At 44.5% G+C, this 13328-nt stretch carries 10 protein-coding genes; 3 read left to right on the plus strand and 7 right to left on the minus strand.

Annotated features, from left to right (window positions below; genetic code table 11):
- Positions 1-18 precede the first annotated feature (18 nt).
- From FR741_RS20280 to FR741_RS20310, 7 genes are all read right to left on the minus strand, one after another.
- Positions 19-1383: a CmpA/NrtA family ABC transporter substrate-binding protein gene (locus tag FR741_RS20280; protein WP_124007997.1), complete on the minus strand. Its 1365-nt coding sequence runs from the start codon at positions 1381-1383 to the stop codon at positions 19-21.
- 265 nt (positions 1384-1648) lie between these two features.
- On the minus strand, positions 1649-2230 hold the full coding sequence (locus tag FR741_RS20285) for an ANTAR domain-containing response regulator (RefSeq protein ID WP_164665686.1): 582 nt from the start codon (positions 2228-2230) through the stop codon (positions 1649-1651).
- Between the two features lie 73 nt (positions 2231-2303).
- The gene (locus FR741_RS20290; protein WP_167427567.1) at positions 2304-3221 is read right to left on the minus strand and encodes a dienelactone hydrolase family protein; all 918 of its coding nucleotides are present in this window, start codon (positions 3219-3221) and stop codon (positions 2304-2306) included.
- Between the two features lie 170 nt (positions 3222-3391).
- Positions 3392-4345: a glycosyl transferase family protein gene (locus FR741_RS20295; protein ID WP_161443086.1), complete on the minus strand. Its 954-nt coding sequence runs from the start codon at positions 4343-4345 to the stop codon at positions 3392-3394.
- The gene (cobA, locus tag FR741_RS20300; RefSeq protein WP_167427568.1) at positions 4342-5247 is read right to left on the minus strand and encodes a uroporphyrinogen-III C-methyltransferase; all 906 of its coding nucleotides are present in this window, start codon (positions 5245-5247) and stop codon (positions 4342-4344) included. The genes FR741_RS20295 and cobA overlap by 4 nt, the downstream gene beginning before the upstream one ends.
- 20 nt (positions 5248-5267) lie before the next feature.
- The gene (locus tag FR741_RS20305) at positions 5268-7913 is read right to left on the minus strand and encodes a nitrate reductase (protein WP_167427569.1); all 2646 of its coding nucleotides are present in this window, start codon (positions 7911-7913) and stop codon (positions 5268-5270) included.
- Positions 7914-8205: 292 nt separating this feature from the next.
- Complete coding sequence (locus FR741_RS20310; protein WP_005395641.1) at positions 8206-8640, minus strand: GNAT family N-acetyltransferase; 435 nt, start codon at positions 8638-8640, stop codon at positions 8206-8208.
- 381 nt (positions 8641-9021) lie between these two features.
- Between FR741_RS20310 and FR741_RS20315 the strand changes: the two genes are divergently transcribed.
- The 3 genes from FR741_RS20315 (at position 9022) to FR741_RS20325 (ending at position 13157) form a co-directional block, all read left to right on the plus strand.
- A complete protein-coding gene (locus FR741_RS20315; protein ID WP_167427570.1) occupies positions 9022-10278 on the plus strand; it encodes an aromatic amino acid transport family protein in 1257 nt (418 codons plus the stop codon).
- 616 nt (positions 10279-10894) lie between these two features.
- Entirely contained in the window at positions 10895-12808 is a 1914-nt protein-coding gene (locus tag FR741_RS20320) for a tetratricopeptide repeat-containing diguanylate cyclase (protein WP_084742268.1), read from the plus strand.
- A gap of 7 nt (positions 12809-12815) precedes the next feature.
- Complete coding sequence (locus tag FR741_RS20325) at positions 12816-13157, plus strand: hypothetical protein (RefSeq protein ID WP_012842508.1); 342 nt, start codon at positions 12816-12818, stop codon at positions 13155-13157.
- Positions 13158-13328: the final 171 nt, after the last annotated feature.

The following is a 13328-nucleotide window of genomic DNA, read 5'->3' on the forward strand; positions in this document are numbered from 1 at the left end:
TGGCGTTTATCGTTATGGTTAAACCTTGTCTTTTCCTTTAAGCCCGATAGAGAACTTCTCTAGATATTTATTTGGCTCGCGACCGTCATAAACGATGTTGTCGATAAAGTGTGTTTGTGGCGCACGGAAACCATCTTCAGCACTGAAATCTGGGAAGTCTTTTTTGCTCAACACACCATCTTCAATTAGCGCTTGAGCCGCTTGTTGGTAGATATCTGGACGGTAAACCTCTTTTGCCACATCCATGTACCAATCATCGGATTTCTCGCTTGAGATCTGTCCCCAGCGACGCATTTGGGTCAGGTACCAAATCGCATCGCTGTAATACGGATAAGTGGCGTTATGACGGAAGAACACGTTGAAGTCTGGCACGTCGCGTTTATCACCTTTCTCGTATTCAAATGTGCCGGTCATTGAGTTAGCGATAACTTCGGCATCGGCTCCCACATACTCGCTTTTTGATAGCATCTTCACTGCTTCTTGGCGGTTGGCATTGTCGTTTTCATCCAACCAATGTGCAGCTCGAATCAAGGCTTTCACTACGCGAATGTGCGTGTTTGGATACTTCTCAGCCCAAGCTTTGGAAACACCAAATACTTTCTCTGGGTTGTTCTTCCAGATTTCGTAGTCGGTCACGACGGGCGTACCAATGCCTTTGAATACGGCTTGTTGGTTCCATGGTTCGCCTACGCAGTACCCTTTGATCGTGCCCGCTTCCATTGTCGCTGGCATTTGTGGTGGCGGTGTAACACTCAAAAGAACGTCAGCATCCAACTGGCCACTGTTGTCACCGGATTCTGGAGCATAAAAGCCTGGATGAATCCCACCTGCCGCTAACCAGTATCGCAACTCATAGTTGTGCGTCGATACAGGGAACACCATACCCATGTTGAACGGTTTACCTTTATCCAGATAGCTGTCCACAACTGGTTTTAAGGCATCCGCTTTGATTGGGTGAACAGGTTTGCCATCTGGTTGTTTTGGAATGTATTGCTTCATCTGCTCCCAAGTATCCTTGGAAACCGTGATTGCGTTGCCGTTCAAATCCATACTGAACGCGGTAATCACTTCCGCTTTTGTGCCGACACCAATCGTTGCGCCCAATGGCTGACCAGCAAGCATGTGCGCACCAGCAAGCTCACCATCGATAACTCGGTCTAAAAGCACCTTCCAGTTTGCTTGCGCCTCTAAAGTTACATACAAGCCTTCGTCTTCAAAAAAGCCTTTCTCATAAGCAACCGCCAGCGGTGCCATATCGGTTAACTTAATAAAACCAAACTTCAGGTCTTCAATTTCTGGCTCACCCAACTCTGCCTTTACGCTGACCGCGGTGAATACCGATAACGAAATTGCTGACACTTTCAGCATCGAACTCCATTTCATTGGTTTGCTCCCATAAAAAAAGCGCCACTACTCCGAAGAGCAGTAGCGCCGTTGCTAAGTCTACAATTACCGCCGTTGATAATTGAGATAAGCGATTCAACAATAAACCCGTTTTAACTAATCCAAGTACTGTGCCAACTTATTTTCTACTTTAAATACAGCACATTAGAGCCTACCCTCGTAACCAAGCAACTGTTTTTGCTTGCTGTTAGTGCAACACGCACCACGGTAGAATTTCTGCCATAACCCCAAAGTAGTAGAGAAGTTAATCCATTAACTGCAATGCCGTAATCAGATTCTTCGCCACTTGTGAGAGCGTTTGGCTCGATTGCATGGCTGAATTTCTAAGCGCTTTATAAGCCTGATCTTCATCAACACTGTGCATCTTCATCAGCAGACCTTTGGCTTTTTCCACCAGCTTGCGCTCTTCAATCTTATGGGTCAGCGATTCAATTTCCGATTGCATACTTTCAAATTTCGCTCTCACTAATGTCGCATGTTCAATCCAGGGTTGAAGTGCAAACTCGCTATCGTTCGGCATGAGAACATAGTCCATTTTTTCTGATAACCGATTGATGTCATTCGATGATAACTGCTTTAAGACGATAAGAAGTGGTGCCGATTTTCTGCGGCAGAAATCCACAATTAAACGCAGTTCCGCCGTCGGCTGCTGCCATCCAACAACAACGCGTGCCGATGGTTCTCGCTGCATCAAAGTTTCTAGCTGTGCCAATTGGCAGCCAACGATGTTGTCGTAATCTTTGCTCAACAAGCCGGACAGTCGAGCCTGCTCTTGAAGGCTATCACAGCACACTATGATGGGTGTTTTTGACGTTGATCGAGTCATGCACATTCCTTGTTTATATCTCACTCACTAAGAGAGACATAACAAGGACTGTGCCAATTAAAGTTGAAGCATTTTAACTAGAGGTAAGATGTTCTTTGAAGAAGCCTAGTGTGCGTTCCCACGCGAGCGCCGCTTCTTCTGGTGCGTAGCGTGCCGTTGAGTCGTTGTGGAAGCCATGATTGACGTTTTCATACATTAACGCCTGATATTGCGCATCGTTCGCGATTAATTGCTGCTCATAGGCAGGCCATGTGTCGTTGACGCGCTTATCGAGCCCTGCGAAGTGAATCATCAACGGCCCTTTGACCTGCTTTTGAATCTCTTGCGCCGCTGGTGTTCCGTAGAAAGGCACACCTGCATCCAGCTCTTCTGGCATTACCGCTGCAAGCATATTGACGATGTATCCACCGAAGCAGAACCCAACTGCGCCCAATTTACCGTTCCCACCCTCGTAGTGTTTAATGAAATTAGCAGCAGCAATAAAATCTTGTTCGATCTTGGCTCTGTCCATCTCTTTCTGCATGGCGCGACCTTCATCGTCGTTCCCCGGATAGCCACCGAGTGGATAAAGCGCGTCAGGAGCAAAAGCAATAAAGCCATCTTTCGCGAGTCGCCTGGCGACATCTTTGATGTATGGGTTTAGACCTCGATTTTCATGAATCACCAACACTGTCGGCGATTTTAAGGTCTTCTTTTGTGGCACAACCAAATAGCCGCTACCTTCCCCATGTCCATTGGGCGAGGCAAAGGTTTCATAGGTTGCTTTGATCTCAGGATCATTAAAGGAAACTTGCTCTGCGAGTGCATAGTTTGGAGTCAGAGCATCAACCAGGGCCGTCATACTAAAACCTAAAACAGCGAGGCCACCAAGACGGTTGAGAAACTCTCGGCGAGAGATTTTGCCATGTGCGTATTCGTCATACCAATCGAAAGCTTCTTGTGGAATGGGATGTGACGCCTTGTTGTTAGAATTTGAGTGCTTTAGAACCATTATCCTTGTCCTCATTTCTTATCGAAAAGTAAACTCATCAGGCCTCACTGATGTTTGCCCCAACCAGCTGTGAGACACTTCAAGTGATAAATACATCACTGACAAGCTTACACAAACAATAGATAAAGGATTCCGATCCAACAACGTTTCGCGGTTAGCTCGTCACAGGATTAACTGCCACAACAATAGTTTTCCCAATAAGCAAACGCACGTTCAAAGGCCCGTTCCCTATCGTGCACTTGAGCAAAGAGCACAACTGTCATCGTTGCCAAAACCGTATTCGCCATTTGATTCATGTCATCTTCTGACGTCCCAAACGGACAGTTCGTAGGCATTGGCACCTCAGACAGCATTTGCTCCGTCCAGTAGTGCGATGTCACGCCGCTTGTTTGGCTTAGCCAAACAGTTTGACTTACTTTCGGGTTGTATTCTGACTCACCCGATTGTCCTTTGAATGACACAACGGCGTGAGCGGTTTGACCGATTTCATATTCAACTTCAGCATGAAGTTGTTGGAATCCAGGATGGAAGCTACCACGAATACCAACCGTCGCCTGCCCCGGATTCAATGCACGAACCACGGTATTAATCGGCGTTCTAAGCCCATAACGATTCTTCCAACCGATCATGGTTTCTGCTTGTGGAGCAAACGCACTCAGCGGTAGATAAACGATGTTTTGTGTTTCTAACACACGCTTTGCGTCTTCTGCTGATTCCGCTTTCTCGATAGCAAACTTGTCGAGGTAATCTTCGGCGTGTAAACGTCCAGATTGACGGTCGTGATAACCATGCATCAGCACTTTATGACCATTATCGGCAAGGATCTTCGCTGCCAACAGGTGCCAAGGCTGACCTGCCGCTTCACGTTTGCCTGCGTAACATGGCCAGTCGATGTCTGCCCCAATAGCAGGCATGCGGGATTGGAATGCTTTCACAAAGCCAGCGATTTCTTGTTGAGTCTCGTTTTGTACGCGGATCAGCATCAGCAGCATTGCCATTTGATCATCATCGCACTCTCCGTTTAGGTATTCATCCATAACTCGAAACGCTTGGTCAAAGTTCAGTGGTTTTCTACCACGTTCGCCACGACCGACTGTTCTGATACACTCCAAAATGCTGCTCATATTCCCTCGTATTCCGTCACTGACTGTACGGTTTCTATTAGTTGTTCGCGCAGTTTGACAACTTCTCCCATCACAATCAATGCTGGGCTGATGCCTTTAAGTGTAATCGATAACTCATTGAGCTGATTGAGTTGGGTAACATGAACTTGTTGCTGAGGGCTGCAACCATGAGTGACGACCGCAACAGGGAAATCTTGGTTCAAACCAGCGCCGACTAAACCGATTTGTATGTCTGCCGATTTTTCTAATCCCATGTAGAACACCAATGTTTGTCCGCTTTGCATCAGTTGGCTCCACGCTTCAAATGCGCCTGTTACCACTTGCCCTGTGACAAAGGTAACGCTGCGAGCAACGCCACGATGAGTCAGCGGAATCAAGCTGTTTGCTGAACATCCAATCGCAGCAGTAATACCGGGGATGACTTCGTAAGCGATAGAGTGCTTGACGAGCGCTAACGCCTCTTCGCCTCCACGACCAAATACAAAAGGATCTCCCCCTTTTAAGCGCACAACTCGCTTTCCTTGCTGAGCGAGCAACACCATCAAATCACAGATTTCCTCCTGACCAATACTAGGTTGTCCGCATCGTTTGCCCACGTAAATCCAATCGGCTTGTGGCGAAGTCAACTCCAAAATATCTTTGTTAACCAGACGGTCGTACAACAGTACCTCTGCCGACATAATCGCTTTCACTGCCTTCACAGTTAACAAGTCTGGATCGTGCGGTCCTGCTCCGACAATCGAGACAAAACCTTTGTGGTTCGCATCTAGATCTGCGGAGTGATTTTCTAAAAGTTGGTTCAGTTTGCTTGCTTGGTCATGCTTAGAAAAGCGAGACGAGCGTTCTTGATTCTGACTCGCTTGTCCTTTCTTAAACCAAGACTTTTGATAAGGCGCTTCCATGTGCTTATCCTCTTTATGATTTACTTTATTTGCATCGCCAGACTTTGCTGGCTCGCTTGCGGTTTGCCCTTTTGATGCTGATGGCTGTCGACCATTTGTTTGATTTGAGAGACGCATGAGCCACAGTTGGTACCGCATTTGAGTTTGTTTTGAAGTTGGGTCAGTGAAGTGCAGTCTTGTTTCTCCATCGCGTCATGTATTTGTTTATCGGTGACACGGAAACAACTACAGACCAGTTTGGCACTGCTTTGCGATTGAGTGATGGTAAGCAGTTGCGATAGCTCCATCGGCTTACCAATCAAGCCGGTAAAGTTGGTGTAGTCGGTTTGAATCGGTTCACTAGACACCACCAAAACAGAACGAATGATACGAACGTCTCCAACAAGGTCGTAATCCACCGCTAGCCAACCTAGGGCAATATCTATCGTAATCCTGCGACTCTTTTCCGTTCGACAAAAACTCTGCTTTTTTGGTCGTTTATCGTGTGCAAAGCGCCAGATGCCCAAATTACTTTCTGCTTGAAATGCGCTGTAGAGAAACTTGCCAGAATCAAACTGTGTACCGATAAACATACCGTAGGTTTTTACCGCCGCGTCTTGCACTTCAACATAAGACGACTTAAACGCAGGCTGCCCAGAAATAGGGTCTTTTACGCTGTTTACTATCACGTTAACACTGCTTTCACCTCCATATCGACCAGCCCAGTGCATTGACATAAACAGCTCCTGAAACCCCAAACCTTCATCAATGGCAACTTTGGCATAAATACCAGTGTTTGAAGTAGGCTGGAACAGCTTGATGAGCTGTCCGGCTTTTAAGCGATTTTGAGTGGCGGAGAGTGTGTTCATGTACACGGTTGGCTCTAACTCAGAGGCGGCAAGGTGTGCGATATGCCCTGTACGCGTCATGGTATGCCATTGGTCGCGTTGTCTACCCGTATTGAGCCACCAGCCTTTTGCTCTCTCTAAGCGTTGAGGCAATTCACTGGTCACGACAAAACGCGCTTTACCATCTGGGTGTGAATAGATTCCATCAGCAAAAGGGCGCTCTCCTCCCCATTGTGTCGGCACCCACTCTTCGTATTCTTGCTCGGTTAAGTTCGCGTGTTGAGACAGGTCGAGCTTCAATGGCGAATCTGCATTCATACCTGTCATCGCCGCATATTCCCTGAATACCGCATGTTCTGAGGTAAATGCAAAACCATTCTGGGCCTTCTCTAGTTCACACAAAGCTTGCCCGACTTGGCTTATCGCCCACCAATCTGGTTTTGCTTCACCAGGTGGTACTTGAAACTGACGTTGACGAGACATTCTACGTTCAGAGTTAGTCACCATCCCTTGCTTTTCACCCCAACCAGCTGCTGGCAGTAGAACATCTGCATATTTAGCAACGTCCGACTCCGCAGTAATATCAGACACAATCACAAAAGGACAAGCCTCTAACGCGCGCTTAACCATCTGATTATCAGGCAAAGAAACCACGGGATTGGTTGCCATGATCCACAGAACTTTAATCTCCCCACGTTCTACCGCCTCAAACAGTTCAACGGCTTTTAAACCGGGCTGAGTGGCAATTTCTGGTGAATCCCAAAACGCCTGCACTTGCTTGATAGAATCTGCGTCAAAAGCGCGATGAACCGCTAGTTGGTTTGCCAAACCACCGACTTCTCGCCCACCCATCGCATTCGGCTGACCTGTAATAGAAAACGGCCCACAACCTGACTTGGCAATTTTACCTGACGCCAAATGTGCATTAATAATGGCATTGCCTTTATCAACACCATTTTCGGCTTGGTTAACCCCTTGGCAAAACAGCGTGATTGCGCTTGGGCTTTGTGCAAACCATTGGAAGAATGTCGTGAGTTTTTCTTCTGAAATACCAATGGAAGACGTTAAATTAGTGACATCGTAACGCAAATCAGAAACTTCTTCTGCAAGCGCATCAAACCCGTCGGTATGGGAATTTATGTATTCAGAATCAATACATTGCTGCTCGATAAGAAACTTGATCAGCCCATTAAAAAGTGACACATCACCATCGTTTTTAATCGGTAAATGCAAATCCGCTTGTTGTGCTGTGACCGTTTCACGAGGGTCAATGACCACCAGTTTGAGATTAGGGTTGTTCTCTCTCGCTTGTTGAATACGTCGAAATAAAACAGGATGCGTCCAAGCAGTATTCGCACCGCAGATGACTAACAACTCGGTATTATCAATGTCGTCGTAATTAACAGGAACCACATCTTCGCCAAATGCTCGTACATGAGCCGCAACCGCCGAAGACATACACAAACGGGAATTGGTATCGATGTTCGCGCTACCCACGTAACCTTTCATGAGTTTGTTCGCGACGTAGTAATCTTCAGTAAGCAACTGCCCTGAAACATACATCGCGACAGAATCTGGTCCAAACTCCGCTTTCGCTTGATGGATCTCTTGTGCAATTAAGTCTGTGACCGACTGCCATGACACTTCTTTTTCCCTTAGCTTGGGGTAGAGCAACCTTGAAGGCATTTTTAAGCTTTCTGTTAATGCGACACCCTTTACACACAGTGAACCGGAATTGGCCGGATGAAGCGCATCTCCAATAATCTTGTTATTGCTGATTTCAATTCCGCAGCCTACTCCGCAATACGGACAAGTTGTCTTTCTACACCCTTGTGACATAACGCCTCCTGCGCGACTAATCCTAAATTACAGGCAAAAAAAAGCCTCTCCCGAATCGAGAGAGGCAGCAATGCCTTTAACGCTGTTAGTACATTTTCAAAAGTAATACCCTATCCCGCTCTCGCCTACTATAGAGAGCGGCGCATCGAGTTAACGATGAACATTTATCTCAAAGCAAACGAGGTGCCAAGATTGAAAATCTTTAATTTACAAAACGTTAGAATGTAAACAACTATTGCAAAGTAATACCGCGCACTGATTGAGTGCAAGTTTCGTTCATTATCGTGCAGGGTTACTTTACTAATTCCATGACCAATCTAGACTCTTCGTCACCGAAATAATGCGCTTCTTCTTTTAAGACTTTGAAGCCAAGGGACAGGTACAAAGACAATGCAGGCTGATTATTCGGATCGACCGTCAACTTCACACTTGAGCCCAACTTCAACGGCGCGATGGCACTTTCAATCAGAGAACGCGCAATACCCTTACCACGATGTTGAGTATCGACAGCCAGTGACATGATCCAATATTGCTGTGCATTTGTGCTTGTCGTCAGCAAAATATACCCTGCGACTTGCTCCCCCTCTTTCGCCACTAGTAAGCTTTCCCCCCAACAATCAAAAGCTTGCCGAAAGAAAAATTGAGGATAGGCATGTTCTCCAAATAAAGTATTTTCAAGCGTATACACAGCCAATAAGTCGTCTTTATGTGCAGACAGAATGTCCATTCAATAATTCCTCCTTTAACATTTGTGGCGGCAGTATATACCTAAAACTCATCTAAATGCAGGACTCATAGACCTGACACTTGCTAACTCTCCAATATGCACCATGGGACATTAAGTAAGAGCAAGCTTCTTTAGCATATACATCCATGATTAAGTTTTAACCACAAAATCAAAAACCACCCATTAGTAAAAATTTGAAATATAACACCAATTTATTACTTAAATTTTAGATTAAAATTCTAGTTTTTAAAAAAATTCATAGTTTGATAAGTTACAACCACCCCTTATATTCAGCATGATTCACCACACTTCCGATGTGATAACAAACACCAAAACCTATACCATTCTCCGCATTATTATTTTTATAAAAGCGAGTTTTAAGTGAAAGAATCTCGAAATGCGTTAAATTCCAGTGAATTAAACACAACAACATCTTGGTCAAAACACGATACACATTGGGTCCTTAGTCTGTTTGGAACAGCCGTTGGTGCAGGCATTCTATTTCTGCCGATCAACCTTGGTATTGGCGGGTTTTGGCCGTTAGTCGCAATGGCTGTGCTTGCTTTCCCAATGACTTATCTTGCCCACCGTGGTTTAGCTCGCTTTGTACTGTCTTCTAAGATCAAAAATGCAGACTTTACTGATGTAGTGGAAGAGCACTTTGGCGCAAAAGCGGGTCGCTCTATTTCACTGCTGTATTTTCTTTCGATCTTCCCGATCCTGTTAATTTACGGCGTCGGTATTACCAATACCGTAGACAGTTTTATGGTTAACCAAGCTGATATGGCTTCTTTGCCTCGCCCTCTGCTTTCAGGTGCACTAGTGTTTGCATTAATTGCCATTATGATGGCGGGCGAAAAAGTCATGCTACGGGCTTTTGCCATTATGGTTTACCCATTAGTGGCTATTCTTGCCTTTCTTTCATTTTACTTGATACCAAACTGGACCATGCCAGTCATGGACGCCCCTGAAGCGTCTGCTTTTGCTAGCACTATGTGGTTAGCGGTTCCTGTGGTTATTTTCTCGTTTAGTCACGCGGCTGCGATTTCAAGCTTTGCAAATGTGCAACGTCGCCATTATGGCGATCAAGCGGATGCGAAATCCGAAGTAATTCTTCGACGCACTAGCATCATGTTAATTGCGTTTGTGCTTATTTTTGTCTTTTCGTGTGTATTAGCACTGTCACCAGAGCAATTGGCTCAAGCTAAAGAACAAAACGTGTCGGTGCTGTCTTATTTAGCCAATGCAACAGACAACCCATTTATCGCAACGCTTGGTCCTTTGGTGGCTTTTGTTGCTATCACTTCCTCTTTTCTTGGGCACTTTTTAGGTGCACGCGAAAGCTTAAATGGTTTAATTACTAAACACTCTAAACTGTCTGAAAAGCGAGTTGATCGTATCAGCGTTGCAGTACTTTTCTTTTCAATCTGGGCAGCAGCAATCATGAACCCAAGCATTCTTGGTATGATGGAAGCGTTGTCAGGGCCTGTTATCGCGATGATCTTATTTATTATGCCAATGTTAGCGGTATACAAAATCGATGCATTGAAACAATATCGTGGGAATGGCTCAACTTACTTTGTTTTAACTGCGGGCATTGTAGCGGTAAGTGCATTGGTTTTTAGCTTCTTCAGCTAAAAAGTAGTTATTAGGTTGGATTTTCAGGGGAATACCTTATACGAGATTAAGGTGATTCCCTGAATTTTCTTACTTTTAAGCGGGTAACCATCGTTACCATTGACTCTTAGATAAGAGCAAAAACGCCCGCAATCATAAGTACTGAAGCGATACAAGTGCGGCCAATAATACCGAAGTGTGAAGGTTGAATCATTTCATTATGCATAGTTAATCTCCTGTTTATTATAAAAGCCATTTTTTATTGGCTTAATAACACTATGTCTAATATCGAGTTTTTTAACAACCCATACAAACATTAAATATTTATGACAGAAAGATAATTTTTTAGCGAACCAGCCATCTTTCGAGATGCGAATCGCACCGACTAAATGATGAAATTTACACCACTAACAATGTTCGACACACTAGATTCGTCGCACTGTTTATCTTGTCGTTAAATCAATCTTTCCACTTTTGAACAGATTTATCATTATAAATCATAATATTAGCCTCACCTTTCGCAAAACTTTCTTCACAAGCCGTTTGTAACTCGGAATCCATCCGCACTTAGCCAATAAGAAGTGATAGACTTACCTAGTATTAGGGTTAAACGAGATCACATTTTATTAATAAGCTCATGCACTTTCCGATTAAAACGCTAACTTGCGCGCTGTTCTCAGTACTTGGATTCTTCTTCCATCCAACCCATGTACTTGCCAACACAGAAAAACAGAGCTACCTGGAAGAACACATTTCTCCTCAAAGCAGCTCCATGCTCAATCTCTATTTTCGTTCAATGGGTAAGCCGCGCTCAATTGAAGAAGATGAATTAGTTGCGCCACAGAATGCGTCAGCGGAATCTCTTGCCCTTTATTACTTTGCGCGCCTTTACCTAAAGCGCTACGAAGGCGTTCCGCTGCCCAAAGATATGCCTGATTTAATTGAGTTTGGGACAGAGCATCATTTACCATGGGTAGTCGCTGAAGCACAGCTTAATAAAGCGGTAACCATGATTGAACTAGACGATAATTGGAATGCAGAACTTGTACTCCATGACATCATCGCTGAAGCCCGCGATCTCGGCTACTTAGCGCTAGAAGGAAGAGCATATCGCTGGCTAGGGAACTTAGAGGTTTCACGGAATCAACTACGTAGCGGACTCAAGTATTACCGAACCGCCTATGAGTTGTTAGAGAGAACCGTATTTGAAATGCAAGTTGCCATGACGCTGAATAACATCGGTACCGTCTATATCGATGCATCCGATTGGGCTCGCGCCAGTAGCTACCTTACGCAAGCACTCGATACCTATTTAAACAGCAAATATCAATATGACAACAGCCTTTTCATTGGGGTTATCTACGCAAACTTAAGTATTGTTCACTTAAGCAGTGGAGATAGCGAAAAGGCAGAATACTATTTTAATGAAGCAATCCGACTCTCAATGCAAACGGGGTCAGACGTCATCAAACACTATTCATTATCCAGCTTCTCACAAATGTTAAGTTCGATAGGGAAAATTGATGAAGCGTTGATGGTTGCACAACGTTGCGTAGCTCTCCCTATCACGGGAAACGTAGAGGCGAAGAAAATGCCTTGTTATGAAGCATATGCAGAAGCATACCTCGCAGATGAACAATACGATAAAGCTATTTCGACAGCTATCAACGTACTTGAGCAAACTAAATCAACCGATGAGCTAGAAATACGACAGCGCATTGATATGCTGTCGGTCCTAGTAAACGCGAATCAAACCCTTAATAATTTTGAAGCGGCTTTTCGTTACTTAACTCAATTAAGAGAGCTAGAAGCTGAATTTTCTCATCATATTCACGGCGAAGAGATGATTAACATTAAGTTTGACCTCGAAGCTAAGTTAGCTCAGAAAGAACTCAAGCTACTAGAAACGAAAAATGCGTTGCAAGCCTCAGAGCTGCGCTCACAACGCTATAGAGAAATGTTCTACTTTATCGCTATCGCAGCGATTGGTGTCGTTGGCTTTCGTTACGTACTGCGCGTTAGGCGTATTAATAAGGCACTCACTCAAGAAAATACTACCGATCCATTAACTCAATTGCACAACCGTCGCTACCTTCCCATTTGGCTGGATAAAATGGCTCGTAGAAGCCCAGATAGAACGTTTGCCTTAGCCGTATTAGATATCGATCATTTTAAAACGTTTAACGATGAATATGGGCATGATATTGGCGACAAGATGTTAATTCATATTGCCAGGTTATTTAATGAATCGACTCGCTCTGGGGACCTACTCATCCGTTGGGGTGGAGAGGAGTTTGTCTTATTATTTGAAGTAAACAGAACTGAAGATTGCGCTAAATTCTTGGATCGATTGAGATATATCGTGGAAAACACGCCACTAGTGGTTGACTCTAAGTCATTAAACGCGACAATTTCTCTCGGGGCTGTCGACAGACTGTCCGTAAAAACTATTCAACAAGAATGGGATCAATGGTTTTTCTTCGCAGATCAAGCTTTGTATGACGCAAAGCAAGCAGGAAGAAATCGCTTCGTTATTCACCCGACGTCATAAGAGCAAAATGAAAAAAATCCTAACCATCGCTATTTTTGCGCCTGCACTTCTCACTGCGTGTAGTAACCATCAAGCCTCTCAACTGGGAATGCGCAGCAGCAGTGTTAACGTATATGCCCAACAAATGAGTAACACTCAGTTGTGCGAGACCCTCTACTACAACCGTGCAACCAACCAAACCAAAGTTGCGATTGGCGCTGAGTTTAACCGACGTGGTTTAAACAAGAAGTGGTGTGATAGTGAGTTCAATAAGCTATACATCAAAAAGTGGATTGATAACGTGTTACCCAAAGAAAAGGCCAAACCGAAGAAACCAATGGCGACAATTCAACCCGCTTCAACTAAATAATCCTTCCTCTCAAAGCAGACAGTACGACCGTATTTTCTGCTTTTCACTTTTCATGCGTGCGCTATTCGACATTAAAAAACCCTATAATTTCAGTGAATTAACACTGACTCATGTTGTTCGTCGAACTTTTGATGTAAACAAGTTGTAAATGGTTTTCGTCCTTATTCTTTG

Source organism: Vibrio diabolicus (assembly GCF_011801455.1).
Lineage (GTDB): Bacteria > Pseudomonadota > Gammaproteobacteria > Enterobacterales > Vibrionaceae > Vibrio > Vibrio diabolicus.